At 63.3% G+C, this 21,032-nt stretch carries 17 protein-coding genes; 6 read left to right on the top strand and 11 right to left on the bottom strand.

Features of this window, described 5'->3' with window-relative positions:
* Positions 1-193 precede the first annotated feature (193 nt).
* Together ACP3TE_RS11400 and ACP3TE_RS11395 are read left to right on the top strand one after the other, a co-directional pair.
* Complete coding sequence (locus ACP3TE_RS11400) at positions 194-1,819, top strand: biotin carboxylase (protein WP_426733614.1); 1,626 nt, start codon at positions 194-196, stop codon at positions 1,817-1,819.
* On the top strand, positions 1,809-3,050 hold the full coding sequence (locus ACP3TE_RS11395) for a serine hydrolase domain-containing protein (protein WP_400343777.1): 1,242 nt from the start codon (positions 1,809-1,811) through the stop codon (positions 3,048-3,050). The genes ACP3TE_RS11400 and ACP3TE_RS11395 overlap by 11 nt, the downstream gene beginning before the upstream one ends.
* Positions 3,051-3,222: 172 nt before the next feature.
* Here ACP3TE_RS11395 and ACP3TE_RS11390 read toward each other — a convergent pair whose 3' ends face one another.
* The 5 genes from ACP3TE_RS11390 to ACP3TE_RS11370 form a co-directional block, all read right to left on the bottom strand.
* Positions 3,223-5,958 carry an aminotransferase class I/II-fold pyridoxal phosphate-dependent enzyme gene (locus ACP3TE_RS11390; RefSeq protein ID WP_426733612.1) on the bottom strand — a complete coding sequence of 912 codons (2,736 nt, stop codon included), beginning with the start codon at positions 5,956-5,958 and terminating at the stop codon, positions 3,223-3,225.
* A gap of 260 nt (positions 5,959-6,218) precedes the next feature.
* Positions 6,219-7,181 (bottom strand): Lrp/AsnC family transcriptional regulator, encoded by a 963-nt coding sequence (locus ACP3TE_RS11385; protein WP_286134385.1) that lies wholly within the window; start codon positions 7,179-7,181, stop codon positions 6,219-6,221.
* The gene (locus tag ACP3TE_RS11380) at positions 7,178-8,734 is read right to left on the bottom strand and encodes a carboxyl transferase domain-containing protein (RefSeq protein WP_400343771.1); all 1,557 of its coding nucleotides are present in this window, start codon (positions 8,732-8,734) and stop codon (positions 7,178-7,180) included. The genes ACP3TE_RS11385 and ACP3TE_RS11380 overlap by 4 nt, the downstream gene beginning before the upstream one ends.
* 2 nt (positions 8,735-8,736) lie before the next feature.
* Positions 8,737-9,933 carry a CaiB/BaiF CoA transferase family protein gene (locus ACP3TE_RS11375; protein ID WP_105658883.1) on the bottom strand — a complete coding sequence of 399 codons (1,197 nt, stop codon included), beginning with the start codon at positions 9,931-9,933 and terminating at the stop codon, positions 8,737-8,739.
* A gap of 24 nt (positions 9,934-9,957) precedes the next feature.
* Positions 9,958-11,412, bottom strand: a complete 1,455-nt coding sequence (locus ACP3TE_RS11370; protein ID WP_105658884.1) for an amidase — start codon at positions 11,410-11,412, stop codon at positions 9,958-9,960.
* A 223-nt stretch (positions 11,413-11,635) separates the two neighbouring features.
* Here ACP3TE_RS11370 and ACP3TE_RS11365 point away from each other — a divergent pair, with 223 nt between their 5' ends.
* The 3 genes from ACP3TE_RS11365 to ACP3TE_RS11355 all read left to right on the top strand — a co-directional run bounded on the left by ACP3TE_RS11365 (position 11,636) and on the right by ACP3TE_RS11355 (position 14,355).
* Complete coding sequence (locus ACP3TE_RS11365; protein WP_105658905.1) at positions 11,636-12,376, top strand: DUF5058 family protein; 741 nt, start codon at positions 11,636-11,638, stop codon at positions 12,374-12,376.
* 22 nt (positions 12,377-12,398) lie between these two features.
* Positions 12,399-13,118: a hypothetical protein gene (locus ACP3TE_RS11360; RefSeq protein ID WP_105658885.1), complete on the top strand. Its 720-nt coding sequence runs from the start codon at positions 12,399-12,401 to the stop codon at positions 13,116-13,118.
* A 70-nt stretch (positions 13,119-13,188) separates the two neighbouring features.
* A complete protein-coding gene (locus ACP3TE_RS11355; RefSeq protein WP_105658906.1) occupies positions 13,189-14,355 on the top strand; it encodes an amidohydrolase in 1,167 nt (388 codons plus the stop codon).
* A 104-nt stretch (positions 14,356-14,459) separates the two neighbouring features.
* Here ACP3TE_RS11355 and ACP3TE_RS11350 read toward each other — a convergent pair whose 3' ends face one another.
* The 5 genes from ACP3TE_RS11350 to mmsB all read right to left on the bottom strand — a co-directional run bounded on the left by ACP3TE_RS11350 (position 14,460) and on the right by mmsB (position 19,302).
* Positions 14,460-15,275 (bottom strand): Cof-type HAD-IIB family hydrolase, encoded by an 816-nt coding sequence (locus ACP3TE_RS11350; RefSeq protein ID WP_133834900.1) that lies wholly within the window; start codon positions 15,273-15,275, stop codon positions 14,460-14,462.
* 6 nt (positions 15,276-15,281) lie between these two features.
* A complete protein-coding gene (ppgK, locus tag ACP3TE_RS11345; RefSeq protein ID WP_426733607.1) occupies positions 15,282-16,091 on the bottom strand; it encodes a polyphosphate--glucose phosphotransferase in 810 nt (269 codons plus the stop codon).
* 70 nt (positions 16,092-16,161) lie between these two features.
* The gene (locus tag ACP3TE_RS11340) at positions 16,162-17,226 is read right to left on the bottom strand and encodes an ROK family transcriptional regulator (RefSeq protein WP_332499328.1); all 1,065 of its coding nucleotides are present in this window, start codon (positions 17,224-17,226) and stop codon (positions 16,162-16,164) included.
* 31 nt (positions 17,227-17,257) lie between these two features.
* Positions 17,258-18,355: an alcohol dehydrogenase catalytic domain-containing protein gene (locus tag ACP3TE_RS11335; protein ID WP_426736223.1), complete on the bottom strand. Its 1,098-nt coding sequence runs from the start codon at positions 18,353-18,355 to the stop codon at positions 17,258-17,260.
* Between the two features lie 2 nt (positions 18,356-18,357).
* Positions 18,358-19,302, bottom strand: coding sequence for a 3-hydroxyisobutyrate dehydrogenase (mmsB, locus tag ACP3TE_RS11330; RefSeq protein WP_105658908.1), 945 nt, complete (start codon positions 19,300-19,302; stop codon positions 18,358-18,360).
* A gap of 141 nt (positions 19,303-19,443) precedes the next feature.
* Between mmsB and ACP3TE_RS11325 the strand changes: the two genes are divergently transcribed.
* Complete coding sequence (locus ACP3TE_RS11325; protein ID WP_105662687.1) at positions 19,444-20,373, top strand: LysR family transcriptional regulator; 930 nt, start codon at positions 19,444-19,446, stop codon at positions 20,371-20,373.
* Between the two features lie 7 nt (positions 20,374-20,380).
* On the opposite strand, the gene ACP3TE_RS11320 is transcribed toward ACP3TE_RS11325, so the two are convergent.
* Positions 20,381-20,923: a hypothetical protein gene (locus tag ACP3TE_RS11320; RefSeq protein ID WP_402741960.1), complete on the bottom strand. Its 543-nt coding sequence runs from the start codon at positions 20,921-20,923 to the stop codon at positions 20,381-20,383.
* Between the last annotated feature and the right edge of the window lie 109 nt (positions 20,924-21,032).

The raw sequence follows: 21,032 nt of genomic DNA, 5'->3' as shown, positions 1-21,032 counted from the left end.
TACCTCGCTTTGGGCTCGAACCTGCCGTTGCATGCCACGTCACAAGCCGCAGCGGCGGGGGCGGGCTCAATGTTCACCACGCGTTAAGCAGAACGTGTGCCGGTGCTTACGATGAGCGCTGAGCATGAAACTGTCACGCATTGTGCCGTGCAACCGCCCTTCTTCGGACAGTTTCAAAGGACATCTCCACATCATGGCCAACATTCTTGAAGCCCACGCCCCGGCTTCTCGCCACCGCATGCCCAAACCCAGCGATCTGGACAAGCTGCGCCACAAGGCGCGCGTTGTTACCGATCAGCTCAGCGCCAACGTCGCCGTCGACGCGGCCTACAACGAGTCCGAACCCGCGAATCTCCCGGCCAAGGTCCTGCGCATGGACCGCAAGCTGAAGAACATGAGCGAAGTTCGCCATTTCTTCCGCACCAATACCACTCCGATCTTCTTCCTCGGCGCCACCCCGGTCAATCTGCTGGGCCTTGACCGATGGGTCCGCAAATTCAGCTACATCACCTACTACGACGGCTGGGACGGCCACCACCCGCGGGTCTTCACCCCCGCCGAGAAGCCCTATGTCGATTTCCAGAGCGCCGAAGAGATCAACAACTGGCTGCTGGAGAACTCCGAGGTCCGCGAATACATCGATTCCCAGTGCACCCCGGGCGGTCCCCGGCCGAAGATCGCGATGGTCTTCTTCGACGAGGAAACCGAATCAATCTGCGAGGAACTGGGCTACGACCTGATCCTGCCCTCGGCCGCCTTGCGCACCGAACTGGACTCGAAGATCGTTACCACCAAGCTGGGCAATGCCGCCGGCGCACCATCGGTGCCCAACGTGCTGGGCACCGCCGATAACTACGACGAGCTCATGGAACTGGCCGGGGAAGCCGGCCTGGGCAAGGACCTGGTGGTCCAGACCCCCTACGGGGATTCGGGCAAGACGACCTTCTTCATCGACTCGAAGGCGCAGTTCAAGGCGCATGCCAAGAACATCATCGGCGAACAGCTCAAGATCATGAAGCGCATCAACAACCAGCCGGTAGCCGTTGAGGCAGTGCTGACCGAATGCGGCACGGTGGTGGGGCCGATCCTGACCGAACTGGCCGGCTACAAGGAACTGACTCCGTACAAGGGCGGCTGGTGCGGCAATGAGATGCACCCGGATGTGGTCACCGACTCGCAGCGTTCGCGCGCCATCGATCTGGTCCGCAAGGTGGGCAACGGTCTGAAGGACACCGGCTACCGCGGCTTCTTCGAGGTGGACGTGCTGGTGGACACCGACACCGACGAGGTGTACCTGGGCGAACTGAACCCGCGCATCTCCGGGGCCAGCGCCATCACCAACGTCACCGCCGGAGCCTATGCCGACGTGCCGCTGTTCCTCTTCCACCTGCTTGAATTCCTTGATGTGGAATTCGAGCTGGACATTGACGAGATCAATGCTCGCTGGGAAGAGATGAGCGGGGCTGATGTCTGGAGCCACATGATCATCAAGGAAACCGATGACATCCTGCAGTACATCACCCATGCCCCACGCACCGGAAACTATTACCTCGACTCGCGCGGCAAGCTGCAATTTTCCCGTTCCGCATTGGACTGGCACCAGCTACAGACCCACAAGGAAGCATTCTTCCTGCGCATCTACGGCGTAGAGGATTACCGATGGAAGGGAGCCGATCTTGGGGTCCTGGTCACCAAGGCCAAGCTGCAGTACGAAGGCAAGAAGAAAACCAAGCTCAGCATCGATGCCAAGCACTTCATCTCCTGTATCCGATCCCAATACAAGGGAATTGACGTTCCGCCATCAGAGCATGGCAACTGAAGCGACTGATGCCGCCGGGCACATGGCGGCCAACTTGGCAGGTCCTCCCAGCAAGGCGCTGAACATCGCCACCTGGCAGTACCCGCAGAATATCAAGCGCTCATTCCAGAACATCGCCAGGATCCATCCCACCGTGAAGGTTTCGCGCGGCGATGGCCCGATCGTCAGACTGCACCTGGCCGAGGAGAAGCTGGGCAAACTGGAAGTGGCCAAGGCGAGCATTACCGACCCGGCGCTGACCGTGCGCGGGGTAATGCACGCGACCAATACCGACGCCGTGCTGGTCATGCACAATGGACGGATCCTTTGGGAGAAGTACTACAACACCATGACGTCGCTGACCGATCATCTGCTGATGTCGGTCAGCAAGACCCTGGTGGGTTCCCTGGCCGGGGCGCTGGTGGACGCCGGAATGCTTGATGCCGAGCAGGCGGTAGCCACCTACGTGCCGGCGTTGGAACGCAGCGGCTATGCCGGCGCCCGGGTGCGCGACCTGCTGGATATGCGCTCCGGGATCAAATTCTCCGAAGAGTATCTGGATCCCAATGCCGAGGTGCGCCAGCTGGAGGAGGCCATCGGCTGGGCCCCGTCGCGTGGCGGCATCGGGCCTATCGGGATGTACGAGTTCTTGCTGACCCTGCAGGCCAAGGGACCGCACGGCGGGGTCTTCGAATACCGTTCCTGCGAGACCGACGCCCTGGGCTGGGTGCTGGAAGCCGCCGGCGGCGCCCCGCTGCAGGAGCTGCTTTCGGATTATGTCTGGTCCAAGCTCGGTGCCCAGCAGGATCTGGTGATGGGCGTTGACCAATTCGGCACCGGAATGTTCGACGGCGGATTCAACGCCTGCCTGCGCGATTTGGCGCGTTTCGGCCATCTCTATGTCAATGGCGGGCGTGCGCTGACCGGCAAGCAGGTTCTCTCCGAGGCATGGATCGCCGACACCTTCGCCACCGATCCCGCACTGGTCCAGGCGTTCGCCCAGTCCCCGGGCGACAACATGATGCCCGGCGGGCACTACCGGAACCAGATCTGGTTCCCGAACCCTGCCACCGGGGCCGCGGTGGCCCTGGGCATCCATGGCCAGATGATCTATATGGATCCGGCGACCAAGCTGGTCGCGGTCAAGCTTTCCAGCTGGCCGCTGCCGCAGGATGCTTCCAAGCTGTTCCCGACCATTCGTGCGTTCGAGGCGATCTCGGCGCATCTGGCCGGACGGAAAATACAGCCTTAGGGCTGCTCGGGACTCAGGCCCTGATTTGCGCATTCGGTGCGCGGATCAGGGCCTTTCGGTTCATGACGGCACCTGTTCTTGCGTGCAGCGTTCTTCGCCGCGGAAGCCGGAACTCACCCGGGGATGCCGGGTGGGTCCGCAAGCTGCGTTCAAGGCAATCCGCTCAACCCGCTCAGGGCTGCTGCTCCGCGACCTGTTCCAGGGCTTCGCAGGTGAACACCTGGTAGCCCAGGTCCTGGTGGTAGCCGTGGATCTCTCTGGTATCGAGCCGGTCCATGTAATCCAGAATGCACAGGGTAATGACCTGGCCGGGGACCAGCACCGGGAATCCCGGCGGGTACGGGGTGACGAATACCGCCGACACGACGCGTTCTCCGTTCACCAGCTGGGTGCGGATCTGCGCGGAGGACAGGAAATGCGTCGCCGGGTCCTGGTAGGTCAGGTAGTAGGCCGAGCGCATGTCCCCGCTTCCACCGCCTCCTGCGAATTCAGGAGCGAAGGCGCTGAAGTCCGGCAAGGGAATCTGTTCGGCCGCAGGCTTCTTGCCCAGTGCCAGCACTCTCCCATCCAGCCGGCGTTTGCGGTCCAGTTCCTCGGCGATCTTCACCAGCACCTCGATCAGGTGCGCCACGGCCGAACGGGTGGTGCCGATATTGGTCATCAGCAGCACCGAGGTGCGGCTGGTCTTGTTGACCTGGATCGAATGCCCATCCATCAGGTATTCGTGCTTGAAGGTGTCCCCGTCCACGCCGGTGCGGCTGATGTCCAGGGTCAGGCGCGAGGGGTCGACCACGAACTCGTCTTCCGCCCAGGCTTCGTCCCAGGCTGCCAGCCCGTCGCGCACCGGGTTCTGCGTGGTGGACTGGCGGTACTTCTGCGGGATCAGGTCCGTCGAATGCAGGATCTTGAAATACTTGCCCAGCAGCTCGTTGCGCGCCATGGCCCGCGAAATCGACTGCGCCAAATCGACCTGGCGCTGCACCAGCGCGTAGCCTTCCAGCTCCGCCTGACGGCGGCCGATATCCAGCGAAGCGAGGATCTGGTAGTTCGGCGAGGTGGAGGTGTGGGTCATGTAGGCCTCGCGGAAGGCGTTGAGGTTGCGCACCGCGAAATCCTGGTCGTAGATGTGGATCATCGAGCCCTGGCGCAAGGAGGTCAGGGTCTTATGCGTGGACTGCGTGGAGTACACCCGCAAGCGGACCTGCTCCGGATCCGGAATCAACCGGGTCTCCAGCCAGGCCTGGTCATTCTCCGGGTGCTCCACGGTGCCCGGTGATGGAAGGGCCGCACGCTGCGCGGCGTAGCGCTGGTGGTAATCCGCGGTCTCCAGCTGCTTTTCGAGCACGGCCGCCACGGTCATGGCGGTGCGCTGGCGGTACACCGGGTGGAATCCTGCGAAGGCGAACCAGGCCTCGTCCCAGAGGAACACCAAATCCGGCTTGATGGCCAGGCATTCTTCCATCACCCGGCGCGGGTCGTAGATGATCCCGTCGAAGGTGCAGTTGGTCAAGGTCAGCATCTTGACCTTGTGCAGCAGGCCCTCGCGGCGCAGCTGCAGCAGCCGTCCCTTGATCTCCTCCAGCGGCACCGCCCCGTACATCGAATGCTCGTTGAGCGGGTAGGCCTCCAGGTAGCTGACGTTCGCCCCGGCGAGCACCAGCGAGTAGTGGTGGGACTTGTGGCAGTTACGGTCCACCAGCACGATGTCCCCCGGAGCGAGAATCGACTGGTGCACGATCTTGTTGGCGGTCGACGTGCCATTGGTGACGAAGTAGGTGCGGTGGCTGCCAAAAGCCCGGGCCGCCAGCTCGTGGGCCTTCTTGATGGAACTTTGCGGGTCCAGGAGGGAATCAAGCCCGCCGGAGGTGGCCGAGGTTTCGGCCAGCAGCAGGTTCTTGCCATAGAAGTCCACCAGGTCCCTGGCCCATGGGGAGTTCTGCACCGAACCTGCACGGGAAATCGGCATGGCGTGGAAAACCCCGCCAGGCCGCTTGGCGTACTTCTGCAGCGCGTTGAAGAACGGGGTCTGGTAGCGTTCGAGCACTTCCGAGACAATCGACAGGTGCAGATCCATCCGGTCATTGCGCGAGAAGATCCGGCGGAAACGCCCGGTGATCTCGTGGGCAATCGATTCCAGGGCGACCCCGGCGATCAGGTACACCGGGACTTCGGGGCGCAGTTCATCGAGGATGTTTTCCAGATCCAGCAGGCCCTGGATCTGCCTGGTGGATTGGAAGTAGCCTTCCATCCGCCGGGCTATGAAATTCTTGAGCGTCGAGGAGAGCCGGCGACGCGTGCGCACATCAAAGCGGGCGGTCAGCACGACGGACTGGATGCCGGGGTTGATCAGGATCGCGGCCAGGGCGTCTTCCACGCTGGGCACCACCACGAAGTTGTAGTGGAACGGATCGGTGCGCTGGCGCTGTTCGGCGATTTCTTCCTTGAAAAGCTCGATCTCCTCCGCCGGGCCATTATCCACCAGCAGGATTTCCACCATCGGGGCCTGCACCCTGGCGTTGCCAGGTGCACCGTTGCCCAGCTGGGATGGATCCTGTTCCGCCTCGTCATGGCCTTCAAGGTCAATGTACTGGGTCAGCGTCCTGAAGGTCTGGTTCGCTTGGTAGACCAGCTTCATGGCATCTTCGTACTGCCCGCCGGACATGAGCCGGGAAACCTCGTTGAAGTATTCGATGCCGGGATTCGCCCAGTACGGTTCTATGGCTGCCAGCAGCCCCAGCAACCGGCCGGCCTCCAGTTCGTGCTCCGTGCGGCGGTCTTCCTCCTGGTATTCAGAAGAGATCTCGCTGAGCACATAGCCCAAGTGCTCCCACGCGTCCTTGCGTTTGCGCCACGCGCTTTCAGGCGTAGCCGTTCCCTGGTTCGTCCCGTAGGTCAACCTCTTGCTCACGGTTGCCGGTATTCCTTTCACCCCTGCAGCGTTAACTGGTTGTTAACAGCGCGAGCGAAGCCATGCCGCCCGGTATCGTGAGACTATGCCACTTCCGAAGCGGTTCCGAACCGTTGAGGCGATATTACGCATTATTATCGCCTTTCGGGGAAGTGTTCACTTGCCGTTCACCTTCCTGGGCCCAGCGGCGAACAGCGGCCAAAGACGAGTTGGACTCCAGTTGAATTCTGGTGCTGCACGACGCGGTTTCCTGGTCTGGTTCAGCTACTGATCAGCCGCCCACCGCGTTTGCGGGCGCTAACCACCAGAGAGGCCTTAACTTGCAGCATCGAGTTCCCCCAGGCGCTGTGGGAAATGAAGTCATAGAGCTCGGCCTGGTTGGCCACCGTCACGTCGACCACCAACTGGCAATCCCCGGCCACGGCCGCTGCATAGCGAACTTCCGGTCGGGTGGCGAGTCGCTGGCCCAATTTTTCGACTTGGGATGGCGTCGTCGAAACCCAGAGCAATGCCTCGACCGGCAACCCCACGGCCAGGGGCTCAACCAGGGCGCGAATGGCGATCTGCCCGGTGGATAGGAGCCAATCGATCCGCCGCGCAACAGAGGTCTCGCTCATCGCCACCCGGCGGGCAATCGACTCGAAGCTGGCTCTGCCGTCATCGTGCAAAGCATCGATGATCTGCTCGTCCTTGGAGTTGAGGTTCGGCTGGATGCGCCAGCTCGTGACATCCGGGTCCTTTTGCAAGGCAAGCTCTTCTGCGGGCTTCAAGGATCCCAGGCGCCACCCGCGGATCGTCTTGAAGTACTTCAACACCGGATACACGACAATCGACGAGACCCCCGGCGTAGCAGGCAGTTCCAGGGAGAGCACTTCGGTCACATCTCCGTTGTAGTGCATTTCCACGACGAGATCCTCCCGGCCAGTGACCTGGTAGGAAAAGCTGGTATCCGGCCGGGAAGACAAGGATTCACTGGCAATCCGCCCGGTGCCCGGGGCGCAAGTGCACGCGATCAGCAGCGAATGCTCGCGGTGGCGGATCGCCGCAACCGTAACCAGCCCATTCTCCAGCAACCACGCGCCATGGCGGGCGACCGAGCGTTCAGGCAGGTCAAGCACGGCAGCTATCTTCCGCCAGGTGGCTCGCCCGTCCACTTGGAGGGCGGCAATGATGCGGCGTTGCACCGTGCTCAGCTCGATCATCCGTTCCTCTGTTCTAGTCATCCAGCGGCGTCCCGCACCTCCTGGTTGGCCGTTTTCGGCCGGCCAATCGATGCATACTTCAGCGCGCGCCGGCCAGGCAGCTGCGCGGCATCTGTCGCCGCAAGCTGCGCAAGCGCCGTGGACACTGCCGCTCCGACTTCCAGCGAGAAGCGCTTCGGAGCGGTGGTCACATCATACTCCTCGGGGACGATCACCTGTACTATCCCCGCACGTCGCAGCGAGTATGCATCGGTTTTCTGGGCATAAGCCAACGGTGCGGCGTGCTCCGTGTCCCGGTACATGATCGCGCTGGCTCCCTCCGGCGGCAACGGGGAGAGCCAGGAGTTTGCTGCGGCTATGGAGATATCAGCCGGCAGCAAGGCAAGTGCGCCGCCTCCGGTGCCCTGGCCCAGCAGCAGCGAAACGCTCGGAACGCCAATGCCCACCAAGGTGCTCAGCGAGCGGGCAATCTGCCCGGCCATGCCGCCTTCCTCGGCCTCACGGCTCAGCGCCGCTCCTTCGGTGTCGATCACGGTGAGCATCGCTATGCCCAGATTCTGTGCCAGCAGCGCCCCCCTCCGGGCTTCGCGCAGGAAGGCAGGCCCCAGCGGATCGAGGTTTTCGGAGTGGTCTATCCGCGACCGGTCCTGGCCGATGACCACCGCCGGCTGGCCCCCGATGCGCGCGAGCGCCAGGTACATCCGCGGATCGCTTTCCCCTTCGGTGCTCCCGGAAAGCTGCAACGCATCGCTGGCGGCGTACTTGATGACGTGGCGCACCGAGGGGCGTCGGGATTTGCGCGTGGCGAGTATGGCATCCCACACCTGGGATTCGGTGAGTCTCCGGTCATCTGCCAAGGGGTAGCCGGCAATCGAGTCGATCGGATCTCCCGGGGCGATGATTGCAAGCACCCGGTTGACCAGCCCGCCCAGCTCATGGACCGGGACCACGGCGTCGATCAGCCCGTGCTTGTGGAGATTCTCGGAGACTTGCACTCCCTGCGGGAAGGGTTTGCCGTAGATGGTCTCGTACACGCGCGGGCCAAGGAATCCCAGCAGGGCACCGGGCTGTGCGATGGTGATGTGCCCGGTGGATCCCCACGACGCCATAACCCCTCCGGTGGTGGGATGCCGCAGGTACACCAGGTATGGCAACCCGGCAGCAGAATGCGCCCTAACCGCGGCCGTGATGTGCACCATCGACACGAACGCAGGGGTTCCCTCCTGCATCCGGGTTCCGCCCGAGGCCGGGGAAGCCAGTACCGGCAGTCCCAATGCGGCGGCTTTTTCGAATGCCGAAGCAATCCTGCGGGAGGTGCCCTGGCCAATTGATCCGGCCAGGAATCCGAATTCGGAGAGGACGACGGCCACTTTGCGGCCATTGATTGTGCCGGATCCGGTCAGTACCGCTTCGTCGGCCCCGGAACGGCGCGCGACTTCTTCCAGCTGGGCCCGGTAGGCGTCATCGGCAAAAGAATAATCCGCCGGCTCATCCCAGCTCTCGAAGCTGCCCACATCGAGCACCTGGTCGATCATGTGCTGTGCACTGATGTGCTCGATTTTCTCCTGCACCATACTCAACGCACCGCCTGCTGCGCGCGGGTCTTGAGCCATTCCCGGATCCGCTGCTCGTCATGGTTCAGCAGTGGCGGAGCGGAGTGCCCGGTCCGGGTGACTTCCTTGCCGCCCTCGAAGAACCGCAGCGGCGCGCCTGGGAGAGTCAGCTCCCCTAGCAACGGGTGCTGGACATTCAATGCCAGGCCTTGCGAGCGCACCTGGTCCCATTCGTACACCTCATCCAGGGTTCTGACGATGCCGGCAGGGACGCCGGCTTCACCGAGCATTTCCAGCAGCTGGCTGGTACCGTGGCGCTTGAACTTTTCTTCGATGGCTTCGATGAGCTCGTCACGCCGTTCGACGCGATGCTCATTGGTTTCGAACCCCTCGGTTGGCAGCTGGAATGCCGCCACCAGTGAATCCCAGAGCTTCGGGCTGCCCACGCTAATTTGCACAAAGCCATCGGCGCTGCGGAACAGTCCATAGGGCGCGATGGATGGATGGTGGTTGCCCTGGGCGCGCGGAACCTGTCCTGCAACCGTGCTGCGGGTGCCCTGAAAGGCATGCACTCCGATGATCGATGCGAGCAGCGAGGTGCGCACATGCTGGCCTCTGCCCGTGCGCTCGCGTTCCAGCAGGGCCGCCAGCACGCCGTAGGATCCATACATCCCGGCCAGCAGGTCTCCGATGGGAACGCCGACTTTCTGCGGGTCCTCCGGTCCGGAACCGGTCAGCGACATCAGCCCGGCCTCGCCCTGCAGAATCTGGTCGTATCCGCTGCGCCAGGCTTCAGGGCCGTCATGGCCGAAGCCGGAAATCGAGAGGGTCACGAGCTTTCCGTTAATCATCTGCAGGGCTGCATCGTCGAAGCCGAGCCGGTCCAGCACTCCGGGGCGGAAATTCTCTACCAGGACATCGGCCTGCGTCAGCAGGCTGCGCAGGGTCTGGATTCCGTCGGGGCTCTTCAGATCCAGGGCAATGGATTCCTTGTTGCGGTTGCACGAGAGGAAATAGGTCGATTGGCGGTCCTCCTCCGGCCCGACGAAGGGCGGACCCCAGCCTCGGGTGTCATCGCCGCCCTGGATATTTTCCACCTTGATTACTCGGGCTCCCAGATCGCCAAGCATCATCGTGGCATGCGGTCCAGCCAAGGCCCGCGACAAGTCGATGACGGTGTACCCGGACAGCGGTCCGGTGCTGTGCTGTTCCTTGTTCATATTTGCCTCTCTAGAATTCCGGTATCAGGCGCTGGCGGTCTTGACTGCATTGACGGCCACCGACTGCGGATCAGTGGCCAGAACCGGCATCACGTCCGCGAAGCGGTTCTGCTCCTCGTAGCCGGCAGCCCAATTGAGCAGCTGGGCGTCCTTGTAGTGATTCGCCGCCAGCTGCCATCCCACCGGAAGCCCGGACTCGGTGAAGCCTCCTGGCATGGCGATGACCGGCAGGCTCGTGGCCGAGAGCAGGCAGGCAGATCGCATCCAGTCCAGATAGGTCTCGGCGCGGGTTCCAGCGATTTGCTCAGGCCAGCGCTGCGCTGCGTCGAAGGGCAAGACCTGGGTTGCCGGGGAGAGGAACAGATCGTAGCGCGAGAAGTAGCGCTGAACTGCTCGTTCCAGCCGGGTTCGGGCCGCCATCGTCGAAATCATGGCTTCTCCGTCGAGGTCCGTCCCCTTCTTGACATTCCAGAGGACCTCGGGCTTGATCAGCGAGCCGTGGCTCCGCACTAGTCCGCCAAGATTAGTGGCGAAATCGAAGGCCCTGGTGTTGCCGAAGACTTCGTCGGCATCGGTAAAGTCAATGCACGCCTCTTCGACAATTGCGCCAGCGGCCTCGAAAACCGAGAGTTGGCGATGCAATACCTCTACGACCTCGCGCTCGATCGGAACACCGATCCCGAAATCGAAGCTATAGCCGATGCGGACTCCGCGCAATTCTGGTTCGGGAGTGCCGAAATCGCTGGCTGAGAGCTTGTTCGGGGTCGGAAGCCTGTCGTCACCTGCGCTGGCTCGCATGAACAGCGCGATATCCTCCACTGTGCGTGCGATCGGTCCCGAACGGGCCAGCCAGGAGTAGGCATTGGATTCCGCCTCCAGCGGGATGACCCCGTAGGAGGGCCGGAAACCAATGACATTGCAGAAACTGGCCGGAATGCGCAGCGAACCGCCCATGTCTGAGCCGTCACCGAGCGGCTGGATCCTAGCGGCGACCGCGGCGGCTACGCCGCCTGAGGAGCCTCCTGCCGATCGATCCACCGCATAGGGATTCGTCGTGGTGCCGAACAATTCATTGAAGGTATGCGATCCGGCTCCGAATTCCGGGACATTGGTCTTCCCCGTCCTGATCGCGCCTGCTGCTGCCAGTCGGGCGATCTGCAAGTCGTCCTGCTCTGGGACGTTGTCCTTTAATGCCAGCGACCCCTGGGTGGACAGCAAGCCGGCGGTGTTGAACGTGTCCTTGTGCGTCATCGGCAGACCGTGGAGCACTCCAGTCGGCTCGTTTCCCGCCGTGGCTTCATCGGCCTTAGCAGCGAGAATTCGCGCGCGTTCGAAATCCGTGATGACCACGGCGTTGATTTGGGCGTTAACTTCATCGATTGCCTGGATATGGCTCTCCAAGGCCTCACGCGCCGACAACTCGCGGTTGCGGATCTTTGCCGTGAGCTCCGTGGCGCTCAATTGCTGGATCTCGTTCATGGCCGTGCCTTTCTAAAGGATGACTGCATTGCGATATGTGTCACAATCTTCCGTCTACGTTGACCGCAAATGGAATACTCCTCAAGAAAACTCGCCATTTTGGGGGATCTCGCCATAAATATGGCTAATTCCGACATTCCTTGCCGAAGGCCTCCAATAGGAGGAACCTTGAATTCAATGAGACCGGCATCACATCATGCTGGTGAATATCGAAGGAGTTCCGATGCATTTCCCCCTTGCAGCCGGCGATCCAGTTTCAACTGACATCTGGGCCGTCGCCAACAGCCCTTTCCTGTGGTTCTGCGCTCTGGGCGTCTTCGCCGTGATCTTCGTCCAGACCATTCTCTATGTCCGTGCTGCCAAGGCCGCAGCACCCCATGTCGATATGCCCGTCCGCGAAGTCAAGGAAGCCTTCCGTGCCGGTGCCGTCGCCTCGATCGGGCCATCCCTCTCGGTGGTGCTGGTCGCCATCGCATTACTGGCTCTGTTCGGAACGCCAGCCGTTCTTGTCCGCATCGGGCTGATCGGCTCGGCCTCCACGGAAACGGCCAGCGCCAACTTGGCAGCCCAATCCATGGGCTCGATGCTCGGCGGGGATACCTACACCCAACAAGTTTTCGCCGTGGCCTTCATGGCCATGAGCCTATCGGGAGGCATGTGGATGCTCTGCACCTTGCTGCTGACCCCGGTCTTGAAACGCGGCGGCAAGTCCTTGGCCAAGCGCAACCCAGCGGCCATGGCCCTGATCCCCACCGCAGCCCTGCTCGGAGCGTTCAGCATGCTGACCATCGCCGAAATTCCCAAGTCCAGCATCCACATGACGCTGGTGCTGATCTCGGCAGCCTCCATGGCTTTGTTCCTCTTCTTGGCCAAAGTGCTCCAAGCCAAATGGCTCAAGGAATGGGCCTTGGGATTCGCGATCCTGATCTCGATCACCGCCGGCTACCTGATGCACACCGCATAGCGAATTAGAAAGGACAGAACCCATGAGCTCACCAGCAATGACCACTGCGGACGCCTCGATGGCCCGCTTCGAGCAGCAGACCACACGCTACGGTTCACTGACCATGACAGCCGGCTTGATCCTCTCGCTGCTCGGCCCGATCTACCTCGTATTCTTCACGGACCTCGACATCAGCCCTTCGATGATCTGGGTCGCCTTCGCCGCCGTTGCGGCCACCTTCGGAATTTTCTGGTTTGTCGAACCACTGACTTATTTCCCGATCCTGGGTTCGGCAGCTATGTACCAGGCCTTCATGATCGGCAATATCTCCAACAAGCTGCTGCCTGCCGCCATCGTGGCCCAGTCCGCGATCAATGCCAAGCCCGGCACCAGGCGCGGCGATCTGGCCTCGGTGATGGCCATCGGCGGCGCGGCCACCGTCCACCTGACCAGCCTGCTGGTCTTCGTGGGGATCTTCGGGTCCTGGCTGGTCTCGATCATTCCAAACGACATGATCGAGGTAGCCCGAATCTACATCTTGCCCTCCCTGATGGGAGCGGTACTTGTCCAGGCCATCGTCGCCATGAAGCAGGTTCGCCCGACCATAGTTGCCATCGTGCTGTCGCTGACCATGTATTTCGTGGTCATCCCGCTGGTTCCATCCTTGGCCCTGTTCGGCACAGCCCTGGTTGTGCTCTTCTCCATCATCGTTTCGTGGATCGTGCGCGATCGCAAAGCAGTCCACACGCCCGTTGCTGACTAAAGGAGTCACTTTGAATACCCAACCCGCTGGCGCATTGCAAACCGTCCTGACTGGCGAGCAAGCCGAGCTTATGCACGAAATGTATCGCCACCTGCATGCCAATCCCGAACTGTCAATGCAGGAACGCGCGACCGCCGCTTATATCGGCAAGCAACTCGACACCATGGGAATCGAGAACTTCGTCTGCGGCGGTACCGGCGTCGTCGGCATCCAACGCAATGGCGAGGGGCCTGTGGTAGGGTTCCGCGCCGATACCGATGGCCTGCCCATCGCGGAAGATACCGGAGCCAGTTATGCTTCGGAAGCTCGCGGCCAGCTGGCCGATGGCACTGACGTCCCGGTCATGCACGGATGCGGTCACGACACCCATGTCACCGCGGCGCTGACCGCCGCTGCCCGGCTCGCCGAGCAGACGGGGGCGTGGAACGGAACCATCGTGTGGATTTTCCAGCCCGGCGAGGAAACCAGCGCTGGTGCCAGGGCCATGCTCGAAGACGGACTGTGGGACAAGGCCCCGGTACCCTCGGTCATCCTCGGCCAGCATGTCTTTCCTTTCGCCGCGGGCTCGGTGGGCCTGACCAGCGGCCCCGCCATGGCAATGGCTGATTCGCTGAAGGTGACGCTGCACGGCAAGCAGTCCCACGGCTCACAGCCGCAAGACTCCATCGACCCGATCGTCCAGGGCGCGCACACGATCACGCGCCTGCAGAGCCTGGTTTCGCGGGAATTGCACCCTCAGACTCCTGCGGTGCTCACCTGCGGCTCGTTCCACGCCGGGTTGAAGGAGAACATCATCCCGGATCGCGCCGAATTCACCTTGAACATCAGGACCTTCGATGAGCAGACCCGCACCCAAATCCTGGATGGGGTCTCACGCATAGTGAGCGCCGAAGCCGCCGCGTCGAATGCTCCGGCACCTGAGATCGAAACGCTGAATTCCTTCCCCAAGCTGCACAATGATCCGGGCCACACCGAGCAGGTCAAGGAGGCTTTGAGCCGGGAACTCGGGGAAGGCAAAGTTGTCGACCTGCCCGCTGCCATGGGATCCGAGGATTTCGGGGCTCTGGGAGATGAGATTTCGGTGCCGTACGTCTACTGGTTCTTCGGCGGGTTCCTGCCCCGTGACGAGGCGCCACCGGTGAACCACTCGCCGTATTTCCTGCCTGATTACGAGCTTTCCCTGGCAACAGGGGTTCGCGCCGCGCTGGCGGGCCTGGGGCATTACCTGGCCAGGTAGCGGACTCCGGTTCCCAAGTCGATCGCGCCGCCGGCGGCATGCCAAGGCCCGGGTGGAGGAACACTCCTTCCGCCCGGGCCTTCGGAATGTTCTTGCCGGTTTGGCTAGAGCCGGGTACGCCCATCGAGGTAGGCGCCGAGCACCTGCAGCACACCGTGCTCGAGGTTGGAAGGCGCGGTGAAGTTCGCGGCTTCTGCCACCACCGGATGCGCATTGGCCATGGCGAAGGAGTAGGTGGCGGCCTTGATCATTTCCAGATCATTGGGGTAGTCGCCGAAAACTGCCGTTTCATCCGCGCTGATTCCCAGCTTGTCCTGCAAGGCTGCCAGGGCCAGTCCCTTGTGCACGCCATGGTTCATGGCATCCACCCAGTGGCTGCCGGAGATCACCACCTGCAGCGGCACCTGCAGCGCTGCCGCCATTTCCTGCACGGCGCCGGTGCCGACGTTGACGGCCATCTTGATGATCTCGTCCTCGACCTGGGCCAGGTCTTCAACCACCTGCACGGCGCGGTAGTACGGGGCCACGGCGTTGGCGAACTGCTCATCGGCGCGCTCCACATAGGCGGTGCGGCGTCCGCACAGCACCAATCCGGCATCCAGCGCCGCTTGCCCGCGCACGGCCTGGATGACGGCGGCTACCGATGGCGGGTCGATGATGTTGGAGTAGATCTCGTTCTCGCCGTGCATCACGACGGTCCCGTTCTCGGCAATGATCGCGATCTCCCCCAAGGGGGCGAACTGCTCGCGCAGGGTCGCGAACTGGCGCCCGGAAGCTGGCACGAACTTGATGCCGCGGGCCTGGAGCTTGTCGATCACAGCCCACGATGCCTCGGGGATCTTGCCTTCGCCGTCCAGGAAAGTGCCGTCCATGTCAACGGCGACGAGCTTGATCTGGGCCTTCGGGTCAATCGTATGCATAGGTTCCTAGTTGCCGGGTTTCAGCGCGCGGTGCGCAGCGCCCAGTACCCCGGCGGCGTTGTTGAATTGGGCAGGCACGATCTTGGCTCGCAGTTCCAGCTGCGGCAGGAACTTTTCGTGGTCTTCGGAGATCGCTCCGCCGATGATGATCAAATCCGGGCTGCACAGGAATTCCACGTGGGACAGGTAGCGTTGCAGGCGGGCGATGTACTGCTCCCAGCTGAGGTTTTCCTCGTGCATGACTCGCGCGGCAGCCTTGCTCTCGGCATTGAATCCGTCGATTTCGAGGTGGCCGAATTCGACATTCGGGAAGAGCACGCCGTCGCGGAAGAAGGCCGAGCCGATGCCCGTGCCCAGGGTCAGCAGCAAGGTGCTGCCCTTGACCGGCTTGCCATGTTCGGCTCCGGCACCCGCGTAGACCTCGGCCACGCCGGCGGCATCCGCGTCGTTGAGCACAAAGACGTCGCGGCCCAGGATCGCGCTGAAGGTGGCGGTGACGTCCAAGCCGATCCAGGCCTTGTCGATATTGGCCGCCGAGTGCACGACGCCGTCGATGACGATGCCAGGCACGGTGACGCCAGCGGGGATTCCTGCCAGCTCGTCGCCGGTGAGCTCCTGCAGGTCGGCAACGATGCCCGCCATCACCTGGGCGACAGCATCCGGATGCGCGCCCTCAGGGGTAGCTGCCTTGCTGAAGGTGCTCTCAACAAGCTTGCCGTCGGTTCCAACCAATCCGTACTTGATCGACGAGCCGCCCAGATCAAGGCCGATGGCAGCGAACTGCGACATGGATGCCGATGCGTCAGATGGTGCCATCAGTGGTCTCCCCGGTGAAGCAAATAAAATTTTAAGGACTCTTTACAATATATAGCTTGGATCACTTTGGTCAACGTACCCGGTAGTTTTCCCATAAGTTGGCCAAGGCCAGCTCCCTGGCGCCGGCCAAAGCGCCGCGTGCCGCGGCCTCGGTTCCCAAGGTGGAAAGCTGAACATGAACCGGTTTGGGCAGCAGGCTGTTCAGTTCGCTTTCCAGCGCCGAGCACAATTGCGGGGTGAGCCCCGGGCCGATCGCCACCACTCGCTGCGGATCAACGAAGCCGATCAGGTTGGCCAGGACGCGGCCGAACGGAGACAGGAAGGCTGGCCAGTTCCGTTCATCGGCCAGTTTTTCCCAGAGCACGCGGGTCTGGAACATCCCGGCCTCGCCGAGCGCATCGCGCAGGTTCGCGGTGCCTACCAGCTGGGTCTCCAGCTCGCCGGCGGTGCCGTGCTTGCCGCGGTGCAGCGCACCGTCGATGACCAGGCCTGCGCCCAGGCCGGAACCGATGTAGATCATCATCAAGGAACCGGCCAGCTCCCCGGCTTCTGCCAGGGCCATCCAATTCACGTCGTTATCCAGCAGCACCGGAACCCCGCCGGCGAACTGGCCGGCAAGGTTGGCCCCGGAGGAAGGGAAAATCGGGGTGGCCAGGACTCGCAGCCCGCCATCGCGCTGCACCGGGGCTGACTGGCTCACGGCCCCGGCCAGCAATGGGGAGCCGAGCTCAGCGGCCACGCGGGAGATCTCGCGGGCTCCCATTTGCTCTACCTGCGCGGCGGTGGTTTGCGCCGTCAGCGGGTAGAAGCGGTCCACCAGCGTCTTTCCGGCCAGGTCGGTGGCGCGGACCTGCAGGAATTCTGCCTGCAGGCACAGTGCCAGCAGGTGGCCGAAGCCGCTGTCCAGCGCATAGTGCTCGGGAACGCGGCCGCGCTTGGGCTCGTTGTCCCGCTCGATGGCCGAGGCCAGCCCGTTCTCCTGCAGGCGCGAGATCGCCTGCGATGCGGTAGGCTTGGAGATCCCCAGATCCGCAGCGATCTGGGTACGGGTCGCCGGGGCTTGGCAAAGGTAATCGAATACCCGGATGTCAGTCAGCGTTGCCAGGGCACGGGGCCCCGCAGTGGAATCAGTCACCCACCAATCCTACTGGCCTTCTGCCCTGATTTCAGGGCAGCAGAACTTGGCGCACCGACCGTCCCTCGGCTAGTGCATCCAGGGCGTCGTTGACCTCGGCCAGCGGCCTGGTTTCCACGAGTTTCTCCACAGGGAGCTTGCCGGAGCGCCAGAGCTGCTCGTAGTAGGGAATATCCTTCTTCGGCAGAGCAGAACCCATGTAGCTGCCGATGATCGTGCGTGCTCCTGCGGTCAGGCCCAGGGGCTCGATGCTACTCATCGCGCCCGGAGCCGGAAGCCCCACGGTCACCAGGGTTCCGCCCACGCCGGTGGCCTGCAAGGCGGTTTCGAAGGCACGCGGATGCCCCGCGGCCTCGATCACGATTTCGGCGGTGCGCTGCCCCAGGGCCTGCGGCGTGCAGGCTTCATCGGCGCCCAATGCCAGCGCGGTGGCCAGCTTGTCCTCATTGGCGTCAACGGCCAGGATCCTGCCGGTGCTCCTTTGCCCCGCGGCCACCAGCAAGGCGGCCATGCCTACCCCGCCCAGGCCGACGATGGCGACATCCTGGTCGCCGGTTGCCCCGGCGGCATTGCGCAGTGCACCGCCGCCGGTGAGCACCGCGCAGCCCAGCACCGCGGCCACTTCAGCAGGAACGTCCGCGCCCACCGGGATGAGGCTGCGCGCATCCATCACCGCATAGTCGGCAAAGGCCGAGACGCCGAGGTGGTGATGGACCGGCTGGCCATCGAGGGCCAACCGGCGAGCGCCGGTCAGCAGGGTCCCTGCTCCGTTGGACGCGGTGCCGGCGCTGCACGGCAGCTTGCCGCCCTTGGCGCACGCTTCGCAATGCTCGCAGCGGGGCAGGAAGACCGAGATCACCTGCTGGCCGATGTCCAGATCCACCCCATCACCCACCTGCTCGACGATGCCTGCTGACTCGTGGCCCAGCACCATCGGCAGCGGACGAGGCCGGTTCCCGTCGATCACCGACAAGTCCGAATGGCACAGTCCGGCCGCGGTGATGCGCACCAGCACTTCGCCGGGCCCGGGTTCTTCCAGTTGCAGCTGGCGCATCGCCAGCGGCCGGTGCTCGGCATAGGGCCGCTGGTTCTCCCGGCGCTCAAGTACCGCGGCATGGATCTGGCGCATGCTCAGCCCGCGGTTGGCTGGTTGGCTTCGGCCGACTCCGGGTTCCACCCGCGCACGCCACCTTCTGGCAGCAGGTTCTTCACGATCAGCGAGCAGTCCTTGTCACCCAGCCCCTGCTCGATCAGTTCGTCGAAGTGCTCGCGGGCCAACCTGGCTGCCGGCAGCTGCACCCCGGTGCTTGCGCCCGCGTCCAGGGCCAGCCCGATGTCCTTGCGGGCCAAGTCGGTGCGGAAGGTGGCCTCGAAATTGTTGTTCGCCGCGGCGGTATCGATGATGCCCGGCACCGGGTACCAGGTCTGCTGCGCCCAGGAGCGTCCCGAGGAGACCGAGGCGATCTGCCAGAAGACTTCCGGGTCCAGGCCCAGGGCCTCGGCTAGCTGGGAGCCTTCGGCGCTGGCCATCAGGTCGATGAACAGCATCATGTTGTTGCAGATCTTGGCGGCAATGCCCATGGAGGGGCCCCCGGCAACGATGGTCTTCCCGCTCATCGGGGCGATGAATCCGGTGGCCTGCTCCATCAGTTCTGGTGCCCCGCCGAGCATGAAGGCCAGGGTTCCGGCCGCGGCTCCGGAGATGCCGCCGGAGACTGGGGCATCGACGAAGTGCAGGCCGCGCTGCGCGGAGCCCGCGTGGATGTAGCGGGAAGTCTCGATGTCCACCGTGGAGGAATCCAGCAGCAGCATGTCCTTGCTGGCGTTGGCCCAAATGCCGGCGTCACCCTCATAGACCGCGCGCACGTGCGCTCCCTTGGGCAGCATGGTGAACACGGCGTCGGCCTGGTCCATGGCTTCGGCGATCGATCCGGCTATCTGGACTCCGCCGCCGGCCGCGGCGGCGCAGGCCTGCTCGTCCAGGTCGTAACCGCGCACGGTGTGCCCTGCGGCCACCAGATTCGCGGTCATCGGTCCGCCCATGTTGCCCAGGCCAATCCATGCGTACGTGCTCATCTGCACACCCCTCGTCCTTGAGTATTGTCCTTGTCAGGCCAGCGTAGGGTGCACGGCGTGCCAGACTCAATGCACTTGGGCACGCCAATTGCGCAAGCCTAGTGTGCGCTAGCGCACACGAGGCATGGCAGACTGTGGACCATGGACCGTCAGATCGATTACCGCCATCTCGAATCCCTCATTGCCCTGCTGACCGTTGCACGCCTGGGCCGCTACACCGCCGCCGCGAATGTTCTCGGGGTGAACCACTCGACGATTTCCCGTCGCATCGACGCACTGCAAAAAGCCATGGGCGGCCACCTGCTCACGCGCTCTCCCAACGGCTGGGAACTGACGGACCTGGGGCGCCGGGCCATGTCCAGCGCGGAAGCCATCGAGCAGGCCGTGGAAGCCATCGGCTCCCAGAAGGAGACCGGTGCATTGGCCGGCCATGTGCGCGTCGCCGCTCCCGACGCCTTCAGCGCCCACCTGGCGGCTCCGGCCCTGGCAAAGCTCCAGCTAAAGCATCCGCAACTGGTCTTCGAGATCGTTTCGGAAACCACCCGTGCACGGCAGACGCGGACCGGCATGGATTTGGAGATTGTCATTGGCGAACCCAGCGTCCGCAAGGCGGCCTCCACGAAACTCCTGGATTACGAGCTGCGGCTCTACGCCACGGCCGAGTACCTGGAAGCCCACGGCACCCCGGCACAGGTTGCCGATCTGGCCGGGCATAGCCTGAACTACTACATCGACACCGCGCTGACGGTGGACAAGCTCGACGAGGCCACCGCCGCCTTGCCGCCGATGCACCGCGCGATTTCCTCCACCAGCATCGCGGTGCAATATGCGGCCACCATGAACCATGCAGGCATCGGCTTGCTCCCCACCTTCCTCTCGGAGCACTACCCGAATATGGTTCCCGTGCTCCATGACCAGTTCACCTACCAGTCCGAGTACTGGCTGGTGGGACGCGAAGAAGCCTTGCGCAGCCGCGCGGTCCAGGAGACGGTGCGCGCGCTCAACGATGCAACCACCGCCGGAGACTGGTTCATCCCGCCATTCCCGGCGTACAACTTGTCCTCCGGCTAGGCGCCCTTCACCGTGGCCCGTCCGGTTCCCAGTCCACGATGGCCTGCAGCAGCTGCGCCACTGATCGGGCGCTGTCCAGCCGGAGCACCGGACGGGCTTCGTCATCCAGCCAGGCCTCATGGCGGGCGCGGCTGCGTCCGCTGAAGTCCGGGTCATCGTAGCCAGCTGCCCACGCCATGAATTGTTCCAGGGCTCCGAGTTCCAGGGATTGCCCGCTCAGGCGCTGCTTCTCGCGTTCTGCAAGACGGCGCAGGCGCACCTGGGGATCCAGCGCCAGGAAAACGAAGGCATCGCACTGCGACAGGACTTCTTCTCCCCATCCCTGCACTGATCCGGACAGTACCCAGGCTTTGCGCGGAACGAAGACCTGGTTCATGAGCATGGTTCGGGCAGCCGGCGCGCGCTGCTCGCGGTATGGCGGATCGGTCGGAACCCAGAAGTAGTCGTCGCTATCGGCATGCGGCACGGACCAGGCATCGGCCACGGCGCGCGCGAGGGTCGTGGTGCCACTGCCGCTGGCACCGAAGATATGCAGCCTGCACCGCTTCATCCAGAGCCCCGGCGGCAACTGTGGCTACTTTTCATCATTCTTCCGGCTGCTCCGGCGCCGCCCGTATGAAGCGCAAGCGGCAATGAAGCCAACACCGAACAGGAACGCC

The sequence above is a fragment of the Glutamicibacter sp. 2E12 genome (genome assembly GCF_050030965.1).
Lineage (GTDB): Bacteria > Actinomycetota > Actinomycetes > Actinomycetales > Micrococcaceae > Glutamicibacter.
Note: the sequence above shows the minus strand (reverse complement) of the source record. Positions and strands in the feature narration are given on the sequence as shown.

Bases quoted from the DNA above. Each gene is read 5' to 3' on its own strand.
- ACP3TE_RS11325 (WP_105662687.1), top strand. From the start codon at position 19,444: ATGGACCGTCAGATCGATTACCGCCATCTCGAATCCCTCATTGCCCTG.
- ACP3TE_RS11320 (WP_402741960.1), bottom strand. From the start codon at position 20,923: ATGAAGCGGTGCAGGCTGCATATCTTCGGTGCCAGCGGCAGTGGCACC.
- ACP3TE_RS11400 (WP_426733614.1), top strand. From the start codon at position 194: ATGGCCAACATTCTTGAAGCCCACGCCCCGGCTTCTCGCCACCGCATG.
- ACP3TE_RS11360 (WP_105658885.1), top strand. From the start codon at position 12,399: ATGAGCTCACCAGCAATGACCACTGCGGACGCCTCGATGGCCCGCTTC.
- ACP3TE_RS11355 (WP_105658906.1), top strand. From the start codon at position 13,189: ATGCACGAAATGTATCGCCACCTGCATGCCAATCCCGAACTGTCAATG.
- ACP3TE_RS11385 (WP_286134385.1), bottom strand. From the start codon at position 7,181: ATGACTAGAACAGAGGAACGGATGATCGAGCTGAGCACGGTGCAACGC.
- ACP3TE_RS11375 (WP_105658883.1), bottom strand. From the start codon at position 9,933: ATGAACAAGGAACAGCACAGCACCGGACCGCTGTCCGGGTACACCGTC.
- ppgK (WP_426733607.1), bottom strand. From the start codon at position 16,091: ATGGCACCATCTGACGCATCGGCATCCATGTCGCAGTTCGCTGCCATC.
- ACP3TE_RS11350 (WP_133834900.1), bottom strand. From the start codon at position 15,275: ATGCATACGATTGACCCGAAGGCCCAGATCAAGCTCGTCGCCGTTGAC.
- ACP3TE_RS11380 (WP_400343771.1), bottom strand. From the start codon at position 8,734: ATGGTGCAGGAGAAAATCGAGCACATCAGTGCACAGCACATGATCGAC.
- mmsB (WP_105658908.1), bottom strand. From the start codon at position 19,302: ATGAGCACGTACGCATGGATTGGCCTGGGCAACATGGGCGGACCGATG.
- ACP3TE_RS11370 (WP_105658884.1), bottom strand. From the start codon at position 11,412: ATGAACGAGATCCAGCAATTGAGCGCCACGGAGCTCACGGCAAAGATC.
- ACP3TE_RS11395 (WP_400343777.1), top strand. From the start codon at position 1,809: ATGGCAACTGAAGCGACTGATGCCGCCGGGCACATGGCGGCCAACTTG.
- ACP3TE_RS11335 (WP_426736223.1), bottom strand. From the start codon at position 18,355: ATGCGCCAGATCCATGCCGCGGTACTTGAGCGCCGGGAGAACCAGCGG.
- ACP3TE_RS11365 (WP_105658905.1), top strand. From the start codon at position 11,636: ATGCATTTCCCCCTTGCAGCCGGCGATCCAGTTTCAACTGACATCTGG.